Annotated in this window: 21 protein-coding genes, 4 tRNA genes and 1 pseudogene; 12 read left to right on the plus strand and 14 right to left on the minus strand. The window is 39.0% G+C overall.

Annotated features, from left to right (window positions below; genetic code table 11):
* Positions 1–10 precede the first annotated feature (10 nt).
* A complete protein-coding gene (gene rfaC, locus AACL23_RS02105; RefSeq protein WP_100096186.1) occupies positions 11–979 on the minus strand; it encodes a lipopolysaccharide heptosyltransferase RfaC in 969 nt (322 codons plus the stop codon).
* 9 nt (positions 980–988) lie between these two features.
* On the minus strand, positions 989–2,062 hold the full coding sequence (gene rfaF / locus AACL23_RS02110) for an ADP-heptose--LPS heptosyltransferase RfaF (RefSeq protein ID WP_339051539.1): 1,074 nt from the start codon (positions 2,060–2,062) through the stop codon (positions 989–991).
* A gap of 252 nt (positions 2,063–2,314) precedes the next feature.
* Between rfaF and AACL23_RS02115 the strand changes: the two genes are divergently transcribed.
* Entirely contained in the window at positions 2,315–2,968 is a 654-nt protein-coding gene (locus AACL23_RS02115; protein WP_339049867.1) for a hypothetical protein, read from the plus strand.
* 130 nt (positions 2,969–3,098) lie between these two features.
* On the opposite strand, the gene AACL23_RS02120 is transcribed toward AACL23_RS02115, so the two are convergent.
* From AACL23_RS02120 to recN, 8 genes are all read right to left on the minus strand, one after another.
* A complete protein-coding gene (locus tag AACL23_RS02120; RefSeq protein WP_339049869.1) occupies positions 3,099–4,565 on the minus strand; it encodes a glycosyltransferase family 39 protein in 1,467 nt (488 codons plus the stop codon).
* Positions 4,566–4,716: 151 nt separating this feature from the next.
* Positions 4,717–5,676 (minus strand): 4-hydroxy-3-methylbut-2-enyl diphosphate reductase, encoded by a 960-nt coding sequence (gene ispH, locus AACL23_RS02125; protein ID WP_015873374.1) that lies wholly within the window; start codon positions 5,674–5,676, stop codon positions 4,717–4,719.
* Positions 5,657–6,127, minus strand: a complete 471-nt coding sequence (gene fkpB / locus AACL23_RS02130; protein ID WP_044612481.1) for an FKBP-type peptidyl-prolyl cis-trans isomerase — start codon at positions 6,125–6,127, stop codon at positions 5,657–5,659. The genes ispH and fkpB overlap by 20 nt, the downstream gene beginning before the upstream one ends.
* A 148-nt stretch (positions 6,128–6,275) precedes the next feature.
* Positions 6,276–6,785: a signal peptidase II gene (gene lspA / locus AACL23_RS02135; RefSeq protein WP_044612480.1), complete on the minus strand. Its 510-nt coding sequence runs from the start codon at positions 6,783–6,785 to the stop codon at positions 6,276–6,278.
* Positions 6,786–6,794: 9 nt separating this feature from the next.
* The gene (gene ileS, locus AACL23_RS02140) at positions 6,795–9,647 is read right to left on the minus strand and encodes an isoleucine--tRNA ligase (RefSeq protein WP_339049871.1); all 2,853 of its coding nucleotides are present in this window, start codon (positions 9,645–9,647) and stop codon (positions 6,795–6,797) included.
* 27 nt (positions 9,648–9,674) lie between these two features.
* Entirely contained in the window at positions 9,675–10,619 is a 945-nt protein-coding gene (gene ribF / locus AACL23_RS02145; protein ID WP_174891372.1) for a bifunctional riboflavin kinase/FAD synthetase, read from the minus strand.
* Between the two features lie 84 nt (positions 10,620–10,703).
* The gene (gene bamE / locus AACL23_RS02150) at positions 10,704–11,033 is read right to left on the minus strand and encodes an outer membrane protein assembly factor BamE (RefSeq protein ID WP_015873369.1); all 330 of its coding nucleotides are present in this window, start codon (positions 11,031–11,033) and stop codon (positions 10,704–10,706) included.
* 55 nt (positions 11,034–11,088) lie between these two features.
* Positions 11,089–12,750 (minus strand): DNA repair protein RecN, encoded by a 1,662-nt coding sequence (gene recN, locus AACL23_RS02155; protein ID WP_171967738.1) that lies wholly within the window; start codon positions 12,748–12,750, stop codon positions 11,089–11,091.
* Between the two features lie 232 nt (positions 12,751–12,982).
* Here recN and crp point away from each other — a divergent pair, with 232 nt between their 5' ends.
* Positions 12,983–13,654, plus strand: a complete 672-nt coding sequence (crp, locus tag AACL23_RS02160) for a cAMP-activated global transcriptional regulator CRP (protein ID WP_100096182.1) — start codon at positions 12,983–12,985, stop codon at positions 13,652–13,654.
* Between the two features lie 164 nt (positions 13,655–13,818).
* Here crp and cspE read toward each other — a convergent pair whose 3' ends face one another.
* Positions 13,819–14,028 carry a transcription antiterminator/RNA stability regulator CspE gene (gene cspE, locus AACL23_RS02165; protein WP_015873366.1) on the minus strand — a complete coding sequence of 70 codons (210 nt, stop codon included), beginning with the start codon at positions 14,026–14,028 and terminating at the stop codon, positions 13,819–13,821.
* A gap of 367 nt (positions 14,029–14,395) precedes the next feature.
* Between cspE and AACL23_RS02170 the strand changes: the two are divergent.
* Together AACL23_RS02170 and AACL23_RS02175 are read left to right on the plus strand one after the other, a co-directional pair.
* A pseudogene (locus tag AACL23_RS02170) lies at positions 14,396–14,969 on the plus strand (Fic family protein); the annotation flags it as partial.
* A complete protein-coding gene (locus AACL23_RS02175; protein WP_234817465.1) occupies positions 14,962–15,147 on the plus strand; it encodes a hypothetical protein in 186 nt (61 codons plus the stop codon). The pseudogene AACL23_RS02170 and the gene AACL23_RS02175, both read left to right, overlap by 8 nt.
* On the opposite strand, the gene lpxL is transcribed toward AACL23_RS02175, so the two are convergent.
* From lpxL to AACL23_RS02190, 3 genes are all read right to left on the minus strand, one after another.
* Positions 15,139–16,062 (minus strand): LpxL/LpxP family Kdo(2)-lipid IV(A) lauroyl/palmitoleoyl acyltransferase, encoded by a 924-nt coding sequence (gene lpxL / locus AACL23_RS02180; RefSeq protein ID WP_100096181.1) that lies wholly within the window; start codon positions 16,060–16,062, stop codon positions 15,139–15,141. The two genes, AACL23_RS02175 and lpxL, sit on opposite strands and share 9 nt — an antisense overlap.
* Positions 16,059–16,646, minus strand: a complete 588-nt coding sequence (locus AACL23_RS02185) for an aminodeoxychorismate synthase component II (protein WP_100096180.1) — start codon at positions 16,644–16,646, stop codon at positions 16,059–16,061. Before AACL23_RS02185 ends, lpxL begins: the two co-directional genes overlap by 4 nt.
* A gap of 104 nt (positions 16,647–16,750) precedes the next feature.
* The gene (locus AACL23_RS02190; protein WP_158530915.1) at positions 16,751–17,782 is read right to left on the minus strand and encodes a hypothetical protein; all 1,032 of its coding nucleotides are present in this window, start codon (positions 17,780–17,782) and stop codon (positions 16,751–16,753) included.
* A gap of 377 nt (positions 17,783–18,159) precedes the next feature.
* Here AACL23_RS02190 and AACL23_RS02195 point away from each other — a divergent pair, with 377 nt between their 5' ends.
* From AACL23_RS02195 to tig, 8 genes are all read left to right on the plus strand, one after another.
* Positions 18,160–18,435: a YhdT family protein gene (locus tag AACL23_RS02195; protein WP_015873360.1), complete on the plus strand. Its 276-nt coding sequence runs from the start codon at positions 18,160–18,162 to the stop codon at positions 18,433–18,435.
* An 11-nt stretch (positions 18,436–18,446) separates the two neighbouring features.
* Complete coding sequence (panF, locus tag AACL23_RS02200) at positions 18,447–19,904, plus strand: sodium/pantothenate symporter (protein WP_207144642.1); 1,458 nt, start codon at positions 18,447–18,449, stop codon at positions 19,902–19,904.
* Positions 19,880–20,797 carry a 50S ribosomal protein L11 methyltransferase gene (prmA, locus tag AACL23_RS02205; protein WP_100096178.1) on the plus strand — a complete coding sequence of 306 codons (918 nt, stop codon included), beginning with the start codon at positions 19,880–19,882 and terminating at the stop codon, positions 20,795–20,797. The genes panF and prmA overlap by 25 nt, the downstream gene beginning before the upstream one ends.
* Positions 20,798–20,963: 166 nt before the next feature.
* Positions 20,964–21,040 (plus strand) — tRNA-Met (locus AACL23_RS02210).
* A 2-nt stretch (positions 21,041–21,042) separates the two neighbouring features.
* A tRNA-Leu gene (locus AACL23_RS02215) sits at positions 21,043–21,127 on the plus strand.
* A 28-nt stretch (positions 21,128–21,155) separates the two neighbouring features.
* Positions 21,156–21,230 (plus strand) — tRNA-Gln (locus AACL23_RS02220).
* Between the two features lie 73 nt (positions 21,231–21,303).
* A tRNA-Gln gene (locus tag AACL23_RS02225) sits at positions 21,304–21,378 on the plus strand.
* 702 nt (positions 21,379–22,080) lie between these two features.
* Entirely contained in the window at positions 22,081–23,403 is a 1,323-nt protein-coding gene (gene tig / locus AACL23_RS02230) for a trigger factor (RefSeq protein ID WP_095034364.1), read from the plus strand.
* Positions 23,404–23,541: the final 138 nt, after the last annotated feature.

Below are 23,541 nucleotides of genomic sequence, written 5' to 3' on the forward strand. Positions count from 1 at the left end.
AACCACACAGTTACAAAATGTACTGTTTTAAGGCAGACATGATTTTATCAACAAAAATCGCTTCCATTTTTTTTGTCTCTGAAACGATCGACATTTGATGGTCACCATAGCCCCCTATCAATAGGGGGTCTGTTGGGCCAAACAAAGTGAGATTAGGTTTACCCAACGCCGCCGCCAGGTGGCTTAAACCCGTGTCAACAGAGACCACGGCTTGAGCGGAAGCCAGAATGTGGGCGATGGCTTCTAAATCACAATGGGGTAATACCTCAACTTGAGAAAAACCCTCAGCCAAACGGCAGGCCCGTTGATATTCGGGCTCCGTTCCCCAGGGTAACTTGATTTTTATAGGGGCCCCTCCTTTTGTGATCTGCTCAATCAGGTTTCGCCAATGTAGTTCAGGCCAATGCTTTGCCTCTTGTGTCGTTGAATGAATAAAAACCAGATAAGGTTCATTTTGAGTGTTTTTTGAAACAAATACAGAACGGATGGCATAGTCACCACGACAAGACGGTTTTGAATAGCCCAGGCTTTTCGCCAATAAATCACGGAGCCTTTCGACCGCATGCTGGTTTTTATCCACCCGGTGGCGCTGATGATAAAACGCACTGGCAAAAGCTTCACGCGCACTTTGGCGGTCAAACCCATGCTTGATGCCCCGCGCAAGGCGCGTGATCAAGGCCGCACTTTTGAGTAAACCCTGGGCATCTATCACCACATCATAGTGCTTTTTTTGTAATGCATGTTTAAAAAGCGCCCGCTCTGCACGCACGGATTTGCTAAACCAGTGTTGACGCCAACGTCGAATGGCCACTGGGATGACTTTATCTACGGCGGGGTGCCAAGTGGGGATTTGAACAAAATTCTCTTCGATGACCCAATCAAAACGAATTTTTTCGCGCGCGTTCATAGCATCCGTCAACGCGGGCAACGTGTGTAACACATCGCCCATAGAGGAAGTTTTGACTAACAGAACCTGCATCAATCGAGTTTATTCCTGTGCTTCATCAGGGTAAGAAGCATCACACAATGTTTGCAAAGCGGCCATTACCTGCTCGGGTGTGATCCCAATCAAACTGTCATGATACCCCTCCGAATCGTCGCCTTTTCGAATTTTATGATAGCCGCTGATCAAACGGATGACCTGGGCTTTTGGGGATAAAGGGGGCGTAAAATCAGGGTTACTCGGCCCATACAACGCGACCAATGGCTGATTTAAAGCCGCCGCGATATGCATTAAACCCGAGTCATTCGTCACTATCGCGCTACAAGCCGCAATCAGGTCGATTGCCTGTTCAAGCGAAGTGTGGCCGGTGAAATCATGACAGTGTTGTTGCGCTTTTGGGTTGAGGGCCGATCTGATCTTGTGCCCTGTGTGTTTATCTTGTGCCGATCCCAATAAAACGATCTGATACCCCTTCTCAATGAGTGTTTGCGCTAAAGCCGCATAATGATAATGGGGCCAACGTTTTGCCGGGCCAAATTCGGCCCCTGGGCAAAACCCTATCAGCGGGGTGTCATTTTTTAAAGAAAAAACCGCTTTGACCTCTGCCACTGCTTTTTCTGTGACCTGCAACTGAGGCCACAGAAAAGGTTGAGGTAAATGGGCCGCCGATAACGCCTGGATTTTCATATCAGCAACATCATCAGCGAGTGCCACATAACGTTGCACCATCATCGGGAATGCGGCGGGGTTTAATATTCGCCAATCGTTTAACAGGCCGTATCGCATTTCACCACGCCACCCAATCCGGTGCGGAATACGTGCAAAAAAAGGGATCAACGCCGATTTAAATGAATTAGGCAATATATACGCGCGTTGATAACGCTCAGAACGCAATTGAATACCAAGACGTCGCCGCTCAAAAAGCGCCAACTGACCGTGACCGATGGGCATCGTCCATATCTGCGCCACCTCTGGCATCCTTAACAGTAAGGCACGGCACCACTCCGGCGCCATCACATCTATTGTTGCATTGGGGTGACGCACTTTCAGCGTGCGATACAAACTGTGAGACATCATCATATCCCCCACCCATGAAGGCGCGATCACCAATATTTTCATCTGGTTTTTCAAAAAAATCCCTTGTTAACCTCAGCCGACAACGGTGATGGCATATTCAAAAATGGCATTGGCTCAAGTTTGCCTGTTTTTTCATCTGAATATGGCTTATTGAGTTATTTTTAAAAATGATTTTGTTTTAAATGTGGTGAATGAGCGTTTTTTGATATTTTTTGTAAGATAAAAAAATTATATTTTCTCATAAGGTTTTTTAAACATTTTGTATAATTAAAAAGAGAAAATGCGATTATGGGGATGGAATGTAGACTAACAAAATACACAAACGCAACAAACGAATCTGTTTTTACAGATAAAAGCGTTAATGAAGCATCATTATCTGATGGTAAAGCAAAATCTGGGGTCAAAAAATTATTTCGTCAATCTCTTAAGCTTTTGAGAAATACTTTTAAAATGGTACCAAAAATAAAAACAAAAAAAGGGTCTTATTCATTATCAGATGATAAATCAAATAAAATGACCTCTATACCTAAGCCTACAGAAAATTATTCCAAGAATGCTGACGAGGGTTCAAATATATTAAGAAATACATATAACGAGCCCATTTTTGCATCGCGTCCTGATTCGCTAAAAAAATCAGAAGAAAAAACGGCAAAACCCATAGCAGAACCCATATATGAGGAGCCTTCTAATCTAAGAGAAAATGGAGAAACACAACCTACTGAAGCTAGCGCTCGAACTCCACTTACAGATAATCAAATAGAGGAATTGTATGAGAAGGGATTGTATGCGAGGGTTAAAAAAACAAATAAAACACTCAATTCTCAAAATACGAGGAGTAAATCGGCTACCCCTTCTGAAAAACCACCTCCTGTTCCTCCGAAAAATGTGGCTTTAACAAAGGAGTTGCTTCGTAAGAACCTGCATTTTTTATCGGATAGTAAAAGATAATGCGTGTTTTTTTTGAGAAAAGAGGAAACCGAAATGATTAATACAGAGCATCTATTTAAAAAATAGCCATTTATGTAAAACGATATTGGGGCTATGAGTCCAAGAGCTGCAGAACGTATCGGATCATTTTTCATCTTGATTTTTTTGGTGCCAAAAACGCCAAACATATTTGAATATGTTCTCCCTTTGCTGTTGTAAAGCCATAATCGCGCTTTTTCGTTAAATGAATGCCTGGATAATCTTTTTTGACATCATTAAAATCGGCGGTCTCACAGTTTTCTCCAGAATGACTTAAAAATAATGCACCTGAATTTTGAAGATCATCCAGAGAAATATGCGCATTGTAAATATTGGGTTTGTTTTCATTCGACCATTTTGTCGTGATGAAAGGATGATCGGGGGAATAAAAAGTCAACCATTGAGATAAATACCCTCCTCCTACATATTTTAAAGGGGTGTGATATTCGTTTTTCCATAATTCATTCAATTGAGCGCTCACCTTTTTGATAAAATCCAGTTTTTTACCTGCACCTTTAATATTATTATGCAAAACGAGTATGTAACCAGAACACACTAATATAGAAAAAAATAATAAACATAAATTCATATTTCGCCATTTTTTAATTTTATCCACATTTAAAAAACACAATGTCAGTGATGAGGCTAATATAGCAAAAGGTTGCATCCATTCAGTGATTCGCCCCCCTTCATTAAAAAGGAAATAAATAAAAATACAGAAAACAGGAGATAAACAAATAAAGACAAAATGTTTTTTTTCTTCTGTATTGGGATACGCTATTTTTGCGCCTAAAGGCAATAAAATCAGTAAAATAATGATAACAGGATAAAACACACATAAAAAAGCAATGATAACTGTAAGATTTAATGCGGGTTTTATTTGAGATTTCACCCAATTAAAGGCAGCAAAGTCATGCTGATAAAGCCAAATGAAATTAGGGGTTATGATCAAGATAAAAAGTAATATAGAAAAATAGAATTCTTTATATTTAAATGCTTTTCTTCCTGTCGAGGTGAATAAAAGAGAAATCAACATAAAGGGTAAAAAAGCGAATGAAGAATATTTTGACATTGCCGCTAACCCAGAACATAAGGCCAACAAAAACCAATATTTTTGATGATCGTAGAGGGCTTTAATAAAAAAAAGGAAAAGATAAGGCCAAAACATCACCAGTAAATAATTGTCGTTATAAGGAAGAATATCAAAATTAATAATGCCCGTTAAATTCAGGCTCATTAAAGAAAAGAAAGCGAGGATAGGACGACCAAACAGTCGTAAACCCAGCAACCAAACCCCCAGCATACCCAAAGAAACCGCTAAAAAATGAGAGGCATACCAGTAAAGATCAAGGGCGACCCACTTTTTCAGCAATAATGAAGGAAACATAACAAGGCTAACCATATAAGGATTTTTAGGTGATCCAAATTCCAGGTTATTGGCCCAATTTAACGCTTCAACAGCATCATAAGGCACACTGGGATTCAAAAAATAACCTGCACATGTCCAAATAATCGCATAAAGCGCAAGATAAAAAATGATAAAAATCTGTGGAGTGGAAGATGGTTCTAAAATTTTCATAGTCTCTGTCCTTTAAAATGTAAAGCAAATGAGAATCAAGACGATCACTGCTTGACACATAGTGGCCGCTGTATCGCATAAAGTGGCCATACCTCCATTTTTTATACAGCTAAAAACATTTTTTACAGGAGAGAAAAGGGGATGTCAGAACCTAGCTACAAGAGATTTCTGTGGCATGAATCCTTAACTGTTTGGGTATTTCAAAAACGATATTTTCCTCTTGGCCCATCATTTCAATCGATTCATCAGCACCTAATGATTGCAACGTAATAATGACTTTCTGCACTAACACATCAGGTGCCGAAGCACCTGCTGTCACACCAATATATTTGATGTTCTTTAACCAGTCAGCATGAATGTCTGCATCAGAATCAATGAGATAAGCAGGTTTGCCCATTCGTTTGGCCAGCTCCGCCAAACGATTTGAGTTAGAGGAATTTTTTGAACCGACCACCAGCACCATGTCGCTTTTTTCTGACAATTCACGGACTGCCTGCTGCCGATTCGTCGTGGCATAACAAATATCGTCTTTACGGGGCCCAATGATTTTAGGGAATCGCTTTTGAAGCGCTGAAGTGATCTCGAGGGTATCGTCAACAGATAAGGTGGTTTGGGTCATGAAACAGAGGTTGTTTTCGTCTTTGACTTTTAATTGATTGACATCTTCCACAGATTCCACCAAATAAACCCCTGCGGATGCGTTATCATATTGCCCCATCGTGCCCTCAACTTCAGGATGCCCCGCGTGCCCAATCAAAATGGCTTCTTGCCCTTTACGGCTGGCACGAAGCACTTCCATATGCACTTTAGTGACCAAGGGGCAAGTGGCATCAAACAGTATTTTTAATTGACGTGCCTTGGCCTGCGCCTTGACTGCCTGCGAAACACCATGAGCAGAAAAAATCAGCACGGACCCATCCGGCACCTGTGAAATATGTTCAATAAATATTGCCCCTCTCTTGCGTAAATCTTCGACAACATAGCGATTATGGACAACCTCATGGCGCACATAGATGGGTGGACCGTATATTTTTAACGCACTTTCTACAATGCTGATCGCACGATACACACCCGCACAAAATCCTCTTGGGTTAGCCAACAATATTTTCATTTTTTTTACCGTCTTGAGGATCAATTTTTAATACTTCAATATCAAAATTCACAGAATGTCCTGCTAAAGGATGATTAAAATCCACAGTAATAGACTCTGCCATCACTTCATACACAATCCCAGGCATTTCACGGCCATTGATCGCCGTGAATAAGATGACTGCCCCGACCTCAGGTAGACCTATATTTGAAAAATCCTCTCTGGAAAAATATTGAATCAAATCAGGATTTTTTTCACCAAAAGCGGCAACTGCGGGGAGTGTAAATTTTTTTTTATCATTGACCTTTAAGCCCAATAATTGGGCTTCTAACATGTCAGATAAGCTTTGATCACCCAAACAAAATAAAGCAGGTTTGCCCGAAAGACGGCTAGATTCGGCGATAGAGCCATCTTCTAAAGTCAGCGTAAAATGCAGCAGAACGGCACTGTTTTTTTCTATCCGATTTTCCAGGCTATTGCAAATATGGTCTTTTTTGATGGAAACGGTGTCAATATATTGATTGAATTTGATTTGATTCACATCAGAAGATGAAGCAGGAACTGTTTTTTTAATATCCCCGTTTTTGTTCTTGCCCGAATTTGGAACGACTGGTGACATCTTATTTCTCTTTTTGAGTGATCTGTTTTTTTGAAGCCGGATTTAAAAATCCTTCTAAAAATATGAATAAAGCACCGATACAAATAGCAGAATCAGCCAAATTAAAGGTAGGCCAATGCCATTGGTTGACATAAAAATCAATAAAATCGATCACAAAGCCATTCGCTATTCGATCACATAAATTTCCAAGGGCACCCCCAATGATGAGAGCATAAGCGGCGTTTATCCATTTATTTTCTGTTGAGCGATACATTAATCTCATCAGGATAGCGATAATCAAAACAGCGACCAGAATAAAAAACCAACGTTGCCAACCGCCGCTGTCTGCCAAAAAACTAAATGCGGCCCCTGTATTTTGAGCATAAGTCATGTTCAAAAAAGGAATCAAAGGCCGTGTTTCATATAAATCAAAATGATGAATGATCCAATATTTACTGGCGAGATCTAACACCATGACCACGACAGAAAGCCACAACCAACGCAATTGAGTCATACCCATCGAACGGTTTATTTTGTTCATTTAAGCAAACTTACGTTCTTCACCGGGACCGGCTACGTTACTCACACAACGCGGACAAAGTTCACCCTGTTCGCCTACCGTGTAATGCCAACACCTGGGGCATTTTTGCCCTTGTGCTTTATTGATCGTGATTTTTAATTCGTTCATCAATTGTTCCGTTTTTTGTGCCTTGTCATCTGCCTCTTTATAGTCAGCAACACGTACAGAAGAAGTGAGTAATACAAACCGGAGCTCGCTTTGCAAGCTGTTCAAATCGCTTGCCAATTCAGGCTGAGCATATAAAGTCACTGAGGCTTCCAGAGAACTTCCAATCTGTTTATTTTTACGCGCTTCTTCCAAAACTTTATTCACTTCACTACGCACCCGCAATATTTTTCGCCAAAATGCATCATTCATTAGAGGATGAGAAGGATCTTTGTTCTCCTCTAAGGTCAATAAATGCGGATACCATTCTTGAGTAAAAACAGAAGAATATTTTGCACGATGCGAATCATGACCAGGTAAATATTGCCAAATTTCATCAGCAGTGAAAGAGAGGATGGGCGCTAACCAGCGAACCAGGGCGTGTACAATATGGAATAATGCAGTTTGACCACTACGGCGAGCCAAGCTGTCATTTTTAACAGTATATTGTCTATCTTTAATGATATCGAGATAAAAAGATCCCATTTCGACGGAACAAAATTGCATTAAACGTTGTACCACAAAATGAAAATCGTAATGTTCATAAGCTTTGATGATATCGGCTTGGGCATGTGCCGCGCAGCTCACAGACCAACGATCTAACATGACCATGTCTTCTGGAGACACTAAATCTGTTGCAGGATCAAAATCTTTTAAATTGGCTAAAAGAAAACGCGCCGTATTGCGAATACGTCGATAAGCATCCGCAGAATGCTGCAGTATTTCGTCTGAAACCGCCATTTCACTCGTATAATCCGTTGAGGCTACCCAAAGTCGAAATATATCTGCACCCAGCTTATTGGTCACATCTTGAGGCGCCACCGTATTGCCGATAGATTTAGACATTTTTCGCCCTTGGCCATCGACCACAAAACCGTGCGTTAACACTTCTTTATAAGGCGCTTTGTTTTTCATTGCGGCAGATAACATCAGCGAAGACATAAACCAGCCGCGATGCTGATCAGATCCTTCCAAGCACATATCAATATCTGTATTGAGCCCATAACGAGCCTCTACAACAGAAGAATGCGTGGAACCAGAATCAAACCAAACCTCCAAAGTATCCGGCACTTTGATATAATAGGCCGCTTCTTCACCTAACATTTCCTCTGGCGATATATTCCACCAGGCTTGAATGCCTTCTTTTTCGACTCTTTGTGCGACTTCTTCCATTAATTCTTGAGTTCGAGGATGCAAGGCCTCCGTTTCTTTATGAATAAAAAGAGACATGGGCACACCCCAGGTACGTTGACGAGAAATGCACCAATCTGGACGATGGGTCACCATGGATTCAATGCGAGCCTGACCCCAATGAGGAATCCATTTGACTTTTTGAATTGCTGATAATGCGTTTTTACGTAAAGTCTGCTTTACCATGCTGATAAACCACTGCGATGTGGATCTAAAGATCAAAGGCGTTTTGTGTCTCCAGCAGCAAGGATAGCTGTGCACTAATTGTTCAGCATGCATGAGTGTGCGGTTGTCGCGCAAAATCTCGCGCACAACGTCATTTGCCTTAAACACAAAAAGGCCATCTAATCTGGGATCGGTATTTTGTAAATAACAGCCATCAGGCCCGACAGGGTTGAAGGTTTCAATCCCATATTTTTGACAGATCACGAAATCATCGGGCCCATGTGCCGGGGCGGTATGTACGGCACCGGTTCCTGCGTCCACTGTGACATAATCTGCTAAAATGATAGGCACATCAAAATCCATAAAAGGATGTTTAAAGCGCAGATGCTCCAAATCCCTACCTGAGCACTGGCCGATCACTTGCCATTCTTTTTCTCGATTTTGTTTAAAAATACGCCACATCGCCGTTTCTATTAAATCTTCTGCCAGAATAAAATAGTCATCGGCCATGCGTACCAGTTGATAAGTCACCTCTGGATGAAGTGCAATCGCTCGATTTGCAGGTAAAGTCCAGGGGGTAGTGGTCCAGATAATGACAGAAACAGAGGCACTTTCAGAATCAACACCAAATCGGGCGACAACGGCTTTGGGATCGACCGCAAGAAAACGGACATCGATCGACAAAGAGGTTTTATCATAATATTCCACCTCGGCTTCTGCCAAAGAAGAAGTACAATCTGTACACCAATAAACCGGCTTAATCCCTTTGTAAACATGACCGTTTTCGATAATTTTGCTGAAAGCGCGAATAATATTGGCTTCTGTTTGGTGATCCATCGTTAAGTAAGGGTGATCCCAGTCACCTATAACGCCCAGTCGAATAAAACTTTTTCTCTGTTTGTTCACTTGTTCCGACGCATATTCGCGACAGGCCGCATGAAATTCGGACAAGCTGATTTTTTCATTGGCCTTGCCGAGCAATTGTTCCACTTTTAATTCAATCGGTAATCCATGACAATCCCAGCCCGGGATATAATGTGCGTCATAACCCGACATCCCTTTTGATTTTATAATGATGTCTTTGAGAATTTTATTCATGGCATGACCAATATGAATATCCCCATTCGCATAAGGAGGGCCATCGTGTAATAAAAACGATTTTTTGCCTTTTTTAGCGGCGCGAACAAGGGCAAATAAATTTTCATTCTCCCAGCGTTTGAGCATCTCGGGTTCGCGCTGGGCTAAATTACCCCTCATTGGGAAGCCTGTTTCTGGCAGGTTGAGGCTATCTTTATAGTTATTTTTATGACTCATATGATTCATTCCATTCTCAACAAAAAATTAAATTTTGGGTTTTAGCTTCAACCCAAAAAAGGTTCGAGCTGCAAGCACGTCAAGCGAAATTTGCTGTCTGAGCGCGTCAAGTGAAGTAAAACGTTGCTCATTACGTAACTTTTGACGAAATACAATGTCAACGTAGAGGCCATAGACTTCCATAGAGAAATCCAGCACATGTACGTCAATTTGATGACAAGTGCCAGAAATGGTCGGCCTGCTGCCGATGTTTGCCACACCAGGCAAGACTTCGTATGTTAAGCCATATACTTCAACGACATAAACACCTTGAACTGGCATGCGTGAGGACTTTACAGGCAAATTAAGGGTAGGGAACCCAAGCGTACGCCCAAGTTTGTCTCCATGCACTATTCGACCAGAAATACAATAAGGATGACCGAGCAAGTCTTCTGCAAGAGCCAACTGATCCTTCTGTAACGCTTCACGGATAACCGTGCTGCTGATACGAAGTCTTTTATAGAAAAAGCCTTCTATGCTGATGATCTGAAAATCAATTTTTTTGCTGGCTTGTGTTAATAGTTTGATATTACCCTGACGTTTTTTACCAAAACGAAAATCATCCCCTACGACTAAAAGATGAACTCCTAACTGTTTAATGAGAAACTCAGCGATAAAATCATCCGCTGTATAAGCAGCAAAAGATGGGTCAAATTTGACGCATAATACATAGTCTATTTTAATTTGACTCAAATACTTCAATTTATCCCTTAAATAAGTTAAACGCGGGGGGGCTTTTTCAGGTGAAAAAAACTCTAGGGGCTGGGGCTCAAAAATCATGACCATAGTAGGCAAATGCCGTTTCTGCCCTTCATGTTTCAAACGCGCCAGCAATGCTTGATGCCCCCTATGGACGCCATCAAAATTACCAATACTCAGCACACAACCATGGTTTTCTGGCCGAATATTATGCAGACCACGAATGAACTTCATGACCGATTGAAACCGCTCAAATTCGCCATTAAAGCTTCTGTCAATACCCGATCTGAAATCATAGTCGAATTTGAATGAAAATGTTTACGCTATATGATTTTTAATATCAATCAATTGACCTGATTGATTAAATTTAAGAGTTAAAGTTTGTTGCGTTACTTTTTCATGCCCTACCTGCTGACGAAATATATAAAACCAGGTTTGAGTACCAAAAGGGTCTGTCAACATAGGGCTGCCTAATGTAGACATCACTTCGTTTTGTGTCATTCCTTGATGAATTTTATTGACCTCATTCTGAGATAAGTAATTTCCTTGATTGATATCAGGTTTATAAACCCATTGATTAAATCGAGAACAACCTGAAACAAATATCATAAAAAACAAAATGGGATGGATCAGCATCTTAAAGCACATGGTCATAGATTCCTTAATAGTAATGATAGTGGAGGTGATTCTCTTGAAAAGAGATTTACATAACAAGTAATTCTTTTGCATTCGCCAGTGTATTTTTTGTTATTTTTCCTTTTCCAAGAAGACGTGCCAGCTCTTCTAGACGCGTTTTTTTATCTAATAAATGAACATAAATATCTGTTTCTATTGTATCACTTTGTTTTTTAAATAAAAAATGTTGATGCCCGCAAGCGGCAACCTGTGGAAGATGAGTAATACAAAGTACCTGTGTCGAGGCGGCTAATTGTCGCAACAAGCGACCCATTAAAGCCGCCGTAGATCCACTGACACCCACATCTATTTCATCAAAAATGACAGCAGGGATCTCCATTTTACGTGCAGTACTTAACATCATTGCCAGGGCAATCCGTGATATTTCTCCTCCCGAGGCCACCTTAATCAGGGGCTGTAATGGTTGACCTGGATTCACTGTGACAAAAAATTCAACACGAGTCGCACCATAAATATTGAGGTGTTTGGGATCAAAATAGGTGTCAATGCTGAATTTTGCATAGGGCATCGCCAGATTTCGCATATTTTCAGTGATTAAGGCAGACAGCTCTTTAGCATAAAATTGCCGTTTTTCATGTAATTCATGGGCTATCTCTAATGCTTGCTGATACTGTTTTTCTGTTGCTTGAAGAAGATCTTCCTGATCTATATTTTGCTCAATCAATTGTTGTTGTTCATCCAATAAGTGTTGATGTTGATCTGCTAAACGTTCTGGAGAGACATGATGTTTACGAGCCAAATCTAAATAATTGGATAAATGTTGCTCTAATGATGCTAAGCAATCCGGTTCCATATTGATTTTTTGACTGTAATGACGGATTTCATCACTGACTTCTTTAATTTGAATGATCGCTTCTTTAAGCATATTTAATAAATTATTAAAGTAATGATCCATAGCACTTAATTCTATCAGCTGTTTTTGAGAAAAATAAAGCTGACTCAAAATACTCTGGTGTTCACTTTCACACAGCCCTTGTAAAACTTCTTGGCTCATTTTCAATAATTGAGCTCTATTCGCTAAACGTTTATGCTCCGCTTCTATTTTTTCATACTCTTCTGGCTTTGGATCCAATGCATTGAGTTCTTTAAGATAATATTCCAAAAGCTGATGACGGGCATCATTTTCCACCGCTTTTTTCTTTTGTTCGGCCGATCGTCGGCAGCTGTTATGCCAGGTTTCATACGCATTTTTCATCTTTATGAATAAATGGTGCTCTGCTGAATACGCATCCAATAATTGTTTTTGATGGTCCAGTTTCAGCAAACAGTGATGGGTATGCTGGCCATGAATCTGTATAAGAAGCTGGCCTAATTCTCGTAATTGAGACAGAGGAACAGGTGTGCCATTGATAAATCCTCGAGAACGTCCATCAGCACCAATAGTGCGACGCAGTAAGCATTCATGATCTTCGTCTAATTCTTGATTTTTTAACCATTGCATCGCCAAACTCTTATCCTTTAGAGAAAAGCGAGCGCACATATCTGCACGAAGAGCCCTCGAACTTACCATTCCAGATTCTGAACGGCCGCCTAAGCACATATTTAAGGCATCAATTACGATAGATTTTCCTGCACCTGTTTCACCGGTGATACTGGTCATCCCCGATTGAAAATCAATTTCCAATTGACTCACAAGAGTAAAGTTACTGATCGTTAATTGAATCAACATGTCCAATTCCTTTCAAAATAAAGATGGTGTTCGCGTCACAAATGGTGAGTCAAAGCCAAGATCCCAAAATTTGCTTCAATAAAAAATGATTTGATATTAAAAATATTTTAATGAAAATCATAAAAATCAAGGTAAAGTAGCTGTCGAATTTGATGTTAAACTAATTAAAAGTCTTATTAGTTTTTATAATAAGTAATTTAAAAATGCCTCATTTACAATAAGGATATAAGTTATGTTGCTCTCAGCGCAAAAAATGGATTCAACTTTTGAATGGTTTCTTTCTCATTGCAATATTCGTACATATCCGCCCAAAATCAATCTTGTAAGTGAAGATTGTGAATCTCAAACACTTTATTATATTGTAAAAGGTTCTCTCATCTCCCTGATGAAGTCTCAAAACGGTGAAGAAATCATATTGTCTCATTTAAATCGAGGAAATTTTATTGGGGAGATCGGATTATTTTTAGCCGCTCAACCCCAGGGTACTTGGATACGAGTGAAAACCCCCTCTGAATTAGCTGAAATTTCTTATAAAAAATTTCGAACCCTCGTCCAAATTAATCCCGACATATTAATTCGTTTATCCGCACAGATGGCAAGTCGATTGAAAACGACATCAGAAAAAATAGGAGAACTGGCATTTTTAGATGTGGCGACACGTGTTGGGCAAACATTGATAAAACTCGCGCATCAACCCGATGCCATGACTCATCCCGATGGGATGCAAATTAAAAGCACTCGTCTAGAAATTGGTCAAATGGCAGGTTGTTCTCGTGAAACAGTTGGGCGGGCTTTAAAAACATTAGAAAGACAAAATTTAATTTCAGCTCATGGCAAAACGATTGTTGTTTTGAATCCCTGGTTAAAATATCTCTCAGGCCAAGACACCACCATTCAGGCTTAAGAAGTGACGGTTTTACCCGTAGAAGGGAAGATGTGACAAGGAGAGCTCGCAGACCCGCCGTTGAGGGTGGCACAGGAGCGGCCTCGAAGCACCATCTCCTATGCCAATGAAGATTATTAATATGGCACAGTCAAATTCATTGCGGATGGCCCTTTTTGACCATCCTAAATTTTATTAACATCCACTGCGGATGGCCCTTTTTGACCATCCGCAATTTCAAATTCGACACCTTGACCTTCGGCTAAAGTTTTAAAACCGCTATCTTGAATTGCAGAAAAGTGAACAAATACGTCCTTACTATTATCGTCTGGAGTAATAAAGCCGAAACCTTTAGATTCGTTGAACCACTTAACTTTACCTTTAATTTTTGCCATCTTGAAAATTTCCTTTAAATTATTTAACTCAACTACGGGTATTTTAAATCAAAAAATGAGCCTTGTTGGTCTGCTGAAGGCACTAAGAGAAAAAGCCGGAAGGGAAGTAATCTACAACACTTACGTTCTTGCCTAAAAGTTCTTGCTCAAAAACCACAATTAATCGAGAACGCTATCTCGTTTTACTCAGAGCCCTTATTTCATACAATTCATTCATTGGCAAGCCATTTTTTATCATTAATCAACTTACTTTGCATATGAATAAAACTGTAAACAAAACTCTGATTATTTTAATCATCCTCCCTATTTAAAGAGAGCGACCTTTTCCTGAGGAATTTTTTACTAAGCTCTTGTAGCGGATTTTTCTAAAGTTGAACAGGCTGATCCGGCTACTAAAGAGGCTCTTCTCTATCGTACGGCGATGTATGATGGAGTTGAGTTACTGAAGACGCATCCGTTATGTGTCAGGGTCGCAATGCAGATTTGTACCAAACTGCGGGCAGTCGAAACCGATGTAAGGAAGACTTCTGGTACTGTTTTGCGCGATCAGTATATGAACGTCGTATATACCCCTCCGGAAGGAGAAGAGAAGATTCGCACGTTACTGTCAAACTGGGAGCAGTTTATCAATGAACAGAACGATATTGATCCACTGATTAAGATGGCCATGGCACATTACCAGTTTGAAAGCATTCATCCGTTCCCTGCTGGTAACGGATGTACAGGAAAGCTCCCCAAAATTTACACCTACGAACTGGTTAATATGCTGTTCATGCAACCCTGCTGCAGAATAGAAAATCTAGTAAGCGGGGATTGCACAGCGGCAAACAGCATCGCTTTATCTTAAGCAACTGGTAAAAATCGGGATACTAGAAGAAGTGAATGCCGGTCGTGGAAAACTTTACATTAACACTCGCCTGCTGAGGGAGCTGAATGATTGATGAAAGTGTCAGTACTTCAGAACAAGATTTGACTCGCCAGGCCGATATTGAAAAGATGACTGTTGCCAACGGCTTTTATATGGCACTGTTAAAAAAGTCACTTAAAGACATTACGACAAGTGATAGTTTTTTTAATAGACCTGTGACCTATATTAGGTCCCTAGAAAGGCTAATATAATGATTCCTCGCCTTTAGGCCTCGTTTTAAAGCGCCTATGTTGCCACATATATTGTTCGGGCGCCTTTTGAATGATGTTTTCAATGACCTTATTCATAGAAGCGGCGGTTTCAGTTTCATCTTGAAGTGGAAAATTGTTCAATGCAGGCGATATGGTCATTCGATAGCCTTTGGCGTCAGGCAATCTGACCAGGTGATAAGGCACACAATTTGCACTCCCTTTGCTGATCAACAGATGAGTACCCCTGGTGGTAGCCGCTTGTTCAACTGCAAAAAATGGGACAAAAACACTGCTGCGAGGGCCATAATCATGGTCTGGAAGATACCAAAGTATTTCACCTTTTTTTAAACAAAGAATCATTGTTTTTATATGATTTCTGTCTATCAACCCTTTATTGGATCTTGTCCTGCCATAAATCTGGATCCAATTAATCACTTTATTATTGTGCGGCCGGTAAACACCAATAGCCTGCTTGTGCAGGCCAAGAATACGAGCGGCAAATTCTAGCGTCAGAAAATGTACACCTATTAATAATATCCCCTGTCTACTTTTTTGTACTTTCTCAACACATTCCAAACCAATCAATCGACTCCAATGCTTGACACGCCAATCTGGCCAAAACCAAGCCATGCCCGATTCAAGAAGACCTATTCCTAAGGCTTCAAAATTTTTTTTGACCATTTTTTGGCGCTCAAAAAGAGAAATTTCTGGAAAACAAAGTTCTAGATTACGAGAGGTAATATTGACTCGACGTCTAAGAAAATACATGGATAAACGTCCAATACACGTCCCCAAACGATAAATTATGGGGTAAGGAAGGCATACTAAAAGATAAAGAAATCCCGCGCCAAACCAAGTGAGCCAATAACGAGGATGTAAGAATGAAAGATGAAAATGAGGAGATTTTTTTATCATCGAACCCGTGGTCCATTTAAAAAATTATTTAATAATTGATGACCGTTTTCACTAAAAATGCTTTCAGGATGAAATTGTACCCCCTCTAAGGGTAAAGTGCGATGTCGGATACCCATGATTTCATCCATACGACCTTCTTTTTCAGTCCAGGCTGTTAATTCAAAATTTTCAGGTAAAGAATCGGTTTCAACGACCAGTGAATGATATCGAGTCACCGTTAAGGGGTGATTTAACCCCTGAAAAATGCCTTGATGATTGTGCTGAATCAAGCTTGTCTTGCCGTGCATTATTTTTCTGGCTTTGACGATGCGAGCTCCGAAAGATTGAGCCAATGCCTGATGCCCCAAGCAGACACCCAGAATAGGTAATTTGCCCGAAAAATGCTGTATCGCAGCTAATGAAATCCCTGCTTCATTAGGTGTGCAGGGGCCAGGAGAAATGACCAGATATTTCGGTGCTAACCGCTCAATATCTTGAAGCTTTACTTCATCGTTACGTTTGACCAGTACATCAACGCCTAATTCACAAAAATATTGATATAAATTGTAAGTAAAAGAATCGTAATTATCTATTAATAGCAACATGGAAACCTATTTATATATGCATTCATTAAATTGGGTTCTAATACAACAGAAAGCGGTTAATATTCGAATAAAGTATTTTAAAAAATCCTGGAAAATAGTTAAAATCAGTCACTTTTTTTAAATTTCTTCAAAATAGAAATGGTACGATTTATTAATTTTTCAATAGGCTCTTTATCAGCTGTTTTTAAAGCATTACACTCATTCATGTAATTTTGAATATCATTGATCTCTTTTTCTAAAATAGTAGCGTTAATAAAAATAGGACTATCAGCAAACTGTAATTTAAATGTTAGTTTATTTAAATTATTTTTAAAATATTGAATCATCACATCTGTTAATTTATCAGAAAATATATTTAAATGAGTAACAATATTTTTATTAAGAACATTTTTTAAATCTATAAAAATAGTTTCAAAATTTTTTTTGATGTTTTTTTCTGTATTGCTAAATAAATCTGTAGTATCATTATCATAAAAAATAATACTATTTATTAAATCTTCAATATGTGGCAATTCATTTTTTAATTCTTTTATTTCTTCAGATATATCCTCTTTTTTCGATAAGCTATTGTTTATTTTTTCCAATTTATTGAATAAAAAATCAATGATTTGTACTGTAATTCGAATTTTTTCTTTTTGAAAATCAGACTCTGTGTAGAAATTTTCTTTAATTAATCTGATATGATCTTCATGTTCTCCTTTTATTTTTATCGGAATTATTTTTAGAGAACAATTATCATAAAATATATTAAAAAAAGCTTCATAATGATTACAATTTATTACTGCAGAAAATTTTTCTGTTTTTGTTAAATTTTTAATTGACTCAAACGAATTATTTTTTAGTTCAATTAATGCTTTTAATGCGTTTAAATCATTTGATGATGTATAAATTTTATTATAAATTCGATTGAGTTCTTTTTTATTTAAATGAGTCTCCCCTTCAAATATATTTAAAAAATCTTTAAAAGTTATTTGATCTTTATCAACTTCATCTGCACTCGTATTCATAGTACGACTTTTTTTTATATTTTGAATCCTTGATAAAGAACAAGACAAGAATCCACCCGTTGTATTTGCAGCCCTTGTTGATTTATTAATTATAGTATTAGATATAGTATTAGATATTGATTTAAACATTTTTTATCCTTAAATTATTTTTTAATAAAGTGATTATCATAAAGTACTATTTTAAAAACGTCTTTTTTAATTGATTACATTTTATAGAAATTAAAAAATAAGACAGTAGTTTTTATCAAAAAACAGAAAAATGCGTTCATTTTTATACAATTTATCCCATGAGATTGGACATGAATTTACTTTCTTCAGGCAATTATTATGATTGCTTGATTAGGTATCAATGCCATAACATCAGGCTTAATATTTATAACTTTAATCGTATAGTACATTTAATGATTTTATAATACATACGTAAAAAACCTTAAATAATTTAATGTTTTTAAACCATTGACTTAAGTGTGTTTTAGCTAAATTAAAAAATAGATCACAGACAATTTATGGAAAAACGATTTATACAGGCAAATAAAGAAGCACGATGGTCATTTGGGTTAACCCTTGGTTATTTTTTTTGTTGGTGGATCCTTTTTTATTTTTCTGGTCACGCTGAATATAGGGTGTATTTAATGGGTCATATTGATAGCATCACGGGGTTACCCCTATGGTTTGAGGTAGGCTGTATTTCTCTCCCTTTAGTCTTTATCGGGCTTTGCATCTTAATGGTCAAACTGATTTTCTCCGATATGCCGCTTGAAAAACTTAAGGATCAAGATTGATTGATATTGATATGATTTTGCCTCTGATGGCTTATTTATTTATCCTTTTTTGTTTATCTTTTTATAGTGTCAGAAATCAAAAATCTGAACATTTCCTGAAGCAATATTTTATTGGCAATCGTTCCATGGGGGGCTTTGTATTAGCCATGACTTTGAGCGGCACTTATATTAGTGCAAGTTCTTTTATCGGGGGTCCTGGGGCGGCTTATCAATATGGGTTGGGTTGGGTTTTACTCGCCATGATCCAGCTCCCTGCAATATGGCTTTCTTTGGGCATATTAGGCAAAAAATTTGCTATTTTGGCGCGGAGTTACAACGCTGTCACTTTAAATGACATGCTGTATGCACGTTATAAAAGCCGGCTTTTAGTCTGGCTGACCAGTGTGAGTTTGTTATTGGCATTTATGGGGGCCATGACGGTCCAATTTGTGGGAGGCGCCCGGCTGCTAGAAGCGACAGCAGGCATTCCCTATCATATCGGGTTATTGATATTTGGTATCAGTGTCACTCTATACACCGCTTTTGGCGGTTTTCGCAGCAGCGTACTCAATGACAGCTTACAGGGTGTGATTATGCTGTCGGGCACCATTTTGCTTTTAGTGGCGGTAGTGCATAACGCCGGAGGATTAGCAAAAGCCGTAGATACCTTATTTCATATTGATCCTGCGTTGATCACACCTCAAGGCCAGGATCAAATACTGAATATCCCCTTTATGGCTTCTTTTTGGGTGTTGGTGTGCTTTGGAGTCATTGGTTTACCTCATACGGCGGTTAGATCGATTGCTTATCGTAATAGCCAAGCCGTTCATAGGGGGATTATTTTAGGTACCGTTGTGGTGGGCATCATGATGTTTACCATGCATTTATCGGGGGCTTTAGGGCGCGCTATTTTACCCGATTTAAGTGTTCCTGATGAGGTGATCCCAAAACTGATAATGCGGGTGTTCCCACCTTTTGCAGCCGGTCTTTTTCTTGCCGCCCCAATGGCGGCTATTATGTCGACTGTGAATGCACAGCTATTGCAATCCTCCGCTACCTTGGTCAAGGACATTTATCTTAACCTCAAGCCCAAACAGCTCAACAATGAAAAAAAATTGAAATGGATTTCAAAAGGAACCACTCTGTGTTTCGGTCTTTTACTCATACTGACAGCGTGGCGCCCACCAGATATGATCATATGGCTTAATTTATTGGCTTTCGGGGGAATGGAAGCCGTTTTTTTGTGGCCTTTGGTACTGGGATTGTACTGGCGTAGAGCTAATGCCTATGGAGCCATCAGCTCAATGATAGTGGGTGCCCTTTGTTATATTTTATTGACGATATTTAATATTCAATTTTTAGGATTCCATCCTATTATGCCAACACTCATTTTGAACCTTTTGGCTTTTTTGATGGGCAATATCTGGGGCGATAAAAAAACGCTCACACTTCATAGAGATAAAACATGCCTTGGATACAAATCAAAATAATCACATCAAAACAGCATGCCAACCTGTTAGAAACGCTATTGTTAGAAACCGGCGCTGTCTCTGTCACTTTTCAGGACGCAGGGGATCAGCCTATTTTTGAACCTTTGCCAGGCGAATTGAAATTTTGGGATGACATTGAAATAGCAGGTTTATATGAAGCGGATACCAATTTACATGAACATCAAACGAAAATCGCCACGGCCATCAATAAAATAAAGGCCATGTGTGAACCAGGGCAACATTTTATTTATAAAATTGAGCATTTGGAAAATAAACAGTGGGAGCGAGAATGGATGATTCATTTTCATCCTATGCGTTTTGGGCAGCGTCTTTGGGTTTGTCCGAGTATGCAAGCGGTGCCAGATCCGAGTGCAGTGAATGTAATACTAGATCCCGGATTGGCATTTGGCACAGGAACACACCCGACCACGGCGCTTTGTTTAGAATGGCTTGATAGCCTTGATTTACAAAATAAAATCTTAATTGATTTTGGGTGTGGATCAGGCATTTTGGCCATAGCGGCGCTCAAATTAGGGGCGAAACAAGCGATTGGGATTGACATAGATCCTCAAGCGATTGAAGCAAGTCGGGATAACGCACAACGTAACGGAGTTTCTGAGCATCTGGTGCTCTATTTATCTGGACAAGAACCGAAAAATCTTCAAGCAGATGTGGTGGTTGCTAATATTTTAGCCGCCCCTTTGTGTGAATTGGCAGCCGTGATCGCCGATTTAGTTAAGCCTGATGGGTATTTAGGCCTTTCCGGTATTTTGAACACTCAATCTGATAAAGTTTCTCAGGCATATCAACACGCCTTTTGCCTTTATCCTATCGCTGAAAAAGAAGAGTGGTGCCGTATCACGGCCGTAAAAAATAAAAATGATGGAATATGAATTTCTGAAAGAATGAGGAATATCTGATTGTTTGATATTGAAGGAATCCCTGCGATGAATACTGATTTTTTTTTAAAATGAGTTGACGCTCATTTTGCATATACGCATAATGCGCCCCGAAACGCTTAATGAAGGTCTAAGACCATAAAGAGCATACATAAAAGATGGCTACGTAGCTCAGCTGGTTAGAGCACAGCACTCATAATGCTGGGGTCACAGGTTCGAATCCCGTCGTAGCCACCATTGCGGGAGTGGCGAAATTGGTAGACGCACTAGATTTAGGTTCTAGCGCCGTAAGGTGTGCGAGTTCAAGTCTCGCCTCCCGCACCACTTTTAAACCGCTGATAATAAAAGCAAATGGGGTATAGCCAAGTGGTAAGGCACCGGGTTTTGATCCCGGCATTCCCAGGTTCGAATCCTGGTACCCCAGCCATATTTTTGCACCATCCTTATTTCAAAAAAATCCTTCATGACGCCACGCTAGTTACTTTATTAGGGTATACGTTTGGGGTATAGCCAAGCGGTAAGGCATCGGATTCTGATTCCGACATTCCCAGGTTCAAATCCTGGTACCCCAGCCATCGTGATCAATCGCTTATCTGATTCCCATGCTTTCCCTTTACGGAGACCGTGGACACTTTAAAATAAATTCCTGGCCGAACCCTTCAAGCTTTAGAGCGTAAAATGCTTTACTCACAAGCATTATGAAAAAATGCCATTCGGTCAATTCAGTATTTTTTTAAAAACGAATATTTAACTTTTCCAATGCTCTAGCCAACTGAATCTTTAGCGCCACGAGTGGCTATCGTTAAAGTGCCTCAAGGCTGTTAAATCAAGTTCTGTTGACTCGTGCCTACTCGCTAACATGGATGAAATGTTGTAAAAGAGGCATCACTGAAGACATTCTAAAAAACTGGATAAATAAAAAATTCAATAAATCAATGCGTTATTTGTATGTGAAGTTTTTTTAGATCAGATCGCTCTGAGTGAATAGGCACTTCCCTCGACTGAGGACCTGTACATCGTTATAATGAATCGTGACAAAATTAGCGGGTCTAAAAACCCCTTTGCGTTATCTTTTTCTATACATCATAGAGCCTAGACCGGTTTCATTCGCAATCTTTATGATTTATGTATGTACACAGAAAAATAAATGAGTTTCATTAATAAAATGAATGAAATATTGTATTAGTGTTTTCAGTCTCAACTGCTTGATGAACATACTGCCTTGTTTATACGTTGACCTGAGACAAAATTTTAAAAAATCCGTATTGAGGTAAAAAATGCAAGTTTTGGTTGAAACAACAGAAGATCTTAAAAAACGAGCAACAATCACATTATTTTCTGATGACATTGAAAAAGCCATTAAAGATAAGGTAGTTAAAACGGCTAAAACAGCAAAAATGGACGGCTTTCGTAAAGGAAAGGTCCCTATCAACTTGATTGAACAACGTTATGGTGAATCTATTCAACAAGATATTTTGATCGATTTTATGCAAGATCATTTTTCAAAAACCATTCTTCAAGAGAAGCTTAACCTCGCTGGCAGACCTCAATATTTACCAGGAAAATATATAAAAAATGAAAATTACACTTATTCAGTGGAATTTGAAGTGTATCCAGAGATCAAACTTAAAGATTTAGAATTAATTGAAGTAGAAAAACCTATAGTGTCACTCAACGATGATGATATCGATAAAATGTTAGAAAAATTACGCCACCAAAAAAAAACCTGGCAAGAAATCCCGGATCTCCCTGCTGAAATGGGAGATCGCGTGACCTTTGACTTTACTGGCTCTGTTGACGGAGAAAAATTTGAAGGCGGTACTGCTTCTGATTTTGTCATGAACCTCGGTGAAGGCAACATGATCCCAGGTTTTGAAGAGGGTATTGTGGGCCATAAAATGAGCGAAGAATTTAACATCACATTAACTTTCCCTGATGAGTATCACAGTGAGTCTTTAAAAGGCAAAGAAAGCCAATTTTTGATTCATCTTAAAAAAATAGAAAAATTTCAATTACCTGAAATTAATGAAGAATTTATTAAAAATTTTGATTTACCTGAGGAATCCTCCATAGAGGCTTTACGTGCTGAAATACGTAAAAACATGCAAAGGGAACTCACAAAAGCCATTCGCAAAAGAATTAAAGAACAAACCATTACAAGTTTATGCGATTTAAATAAAACAAAAGTACCTCTTTCTTTAATCGAGGAAGAAATTGATGCCTTACGAACAAAAGCTGCATCTTATAGCGATAAAAAAGACATCATAAAAGAGCTGCCTCGTTCTGTATTTGCTGAAAAGGCAGAAAGTCGGGTGCTTGTAGGGCTGTTATTAACTGAAGTCATCGATCAAAACAAGTTAACTGTTGATGAAAATAAGGTCCAGGTTTTTCTTGAAGAAATCGCTGAGGCTTATGAAAACCCTAAAGAAACAATTGAATTTTATAAAAATAATAAAAAGTTAATGAATAATATATACAATCTTGCCTTGGAAGAAGAAGCCATTCAAGTGCTTTTAAAAAACGCTAAAATCACGGAAAAACCAATCTCATTTAGTGAGTTTATGAAGCAAATCCATGAGACTGATACGGCTAACGATTGATTCAGTCGCGACTGACTCGCCTTAGCGTCTTCGCTATTTTAGAGAGAAAATTATTCTTTTTGAGTATATGAAATCAAGCCAGATTCTGCCAAGAAGTTAATTCTGAACTAAAACTACGCCGCAAAAAACTAATTTTTA

The sequence above is a fragment of the Candidatus Williamhamiltonella endosymbiont of Tuberolachnus salignus genome, assembly GCF_964019775.1.
Taxonomy (GTDB): domain Bacteria; phylum Pseudomonadota; class Gammaproteobacteria; order Enterobacterales; family Enterobacteriaceae; genus Hamiltonella; species Hamiltonella defendens.

Excerpts from the sequence above, each read along its gene's own strand:
- rfaC (WP_100096186.1), bottom strand. The coding sequence starts at position 979 with ATGCAGGTTCTGTTAGTCAAAACTTCCTCTATGGGCGATGTGTTACAC.
- rfaF (WP_339051539.1), bottom strand. The coding sequence starts at position 2,062 with ATGAAAATATTGGTGATCGCGCCTTCATGGGTGGGGGATATGATGATG.
- AACL23_RS02115 (WP_339049867.1), top strand. The coding sequence starts at position 2,315 with ATGGAATGTAGACTAACAAAATACACAAACGCAACAAACGAATCTGTT.
- AACL23_RS02120 (WP_339049869.1), bottom strand. The coding sequence starts at position 4,565 with ATGAAAATTTTAGAACCATCTTCCACTCCACAGATTTTTATCATTTTT.
- ispH (WP_015873374.1), bottom strand. The coding sequence starts at position 5,676 with ATGAAAATATTGTTGGCTAACCCAAGAGGATTTTGTGCGGGTGTGTAT.
- ileS (WP_339049871.1), bottom strand. The coding sequence starts at position 9,647 with ATGAGTCATAAAAATAACTATAAAGATAGCCTCAACCTGCCAGAAACA.
- ribF (WP_174891372.1), bottom strand. The coding sequence starts at position 10,619 with ATGAAGTTCATTCGTGGTCTGCATAATATTCGGCCAGAAAACCATGGT.
- bamE (WP_015873369.1), bottom strand. The coding sequence starts at position 11,033 with ATGTGCTTTAAGATGCTGATCCATCCCATTTTGTTTTTTATGATATTT.
- recN (WP_171967738.1), bottom strand. The coding sequence starts at position 12,750 with ATGTTGATTCAATTAACGATCAGTAACTTTACTCTTGTGAGTCAATTG.
- crp (WP_100096182.1), top strand. The coding sequence starts at position 12,983 with ATGTTGCTCTCAGCGCAAAAAATGGATTCAACTTTTGAATGGTTTCTT.
- cspE (WP_015873366.1), bottom strand. The coding sequence starts at position 14,028 with ATGGCAAAAATTAAAGGTAAAGTTAAGTGGTTCAACGAATCTAAAGGT.
- AACL23_RS02175 (WP_234817465.1), top strand. The coding sequence starts at position 14,962 with ATGATTGATGAAAGTGTCAGTACTTCAGAACAAGATTTGACTCGCCAG.
- lpxL (WP_100096181.1), bottom strand. The coding sequence starts at position 16,062 with ATGATAAAAAAATCTCCTCATTTTCATCTTTCATTCTTACATCCTCGT.
- AACL23_RS02185 (WP_100096180.1), bottom strand. The coding sequence starts at position 16,646 with ATGTTGCTATTAATAGATAATTACGATTCTTTTACTTACAATTTATAT.
- AACL23_RS02190 (WP_158530915.1), bottom strand. The coding sequence starts at position 17,782 with ATGTTTAAATCAATATCTAATACTATATCTAATACTATAATTAATAAA.
- AACL23_RS02195 (WP_015873360.1), top strand. The coding sequence starts at position 18,160 with ATGGAAAAACGATTTATACAGGCAAATAAAGAAGCACGATGGTCATTT.
- panF (WP_207144642.1), top strand. The coding sequence starts at position 18,447 with ATGATTTTGCCTCTGATGGCTTATTTATTTATCCTTTTTTGTTTATCT.
- prmA (WP_100096178.1), top strand. The coding sequence starts at position 19,880 with ATGCCTTGGATACAAATCAAAATAATCACATCAAAACAGCATGCCAAC.
- tig (WP_095034364.1), top strand. The coding sequence starts at position 22,081 with ATGCAAGTTTTGGTTGAAACAACAGAAGATCTTAAAAAACGAGCAACA.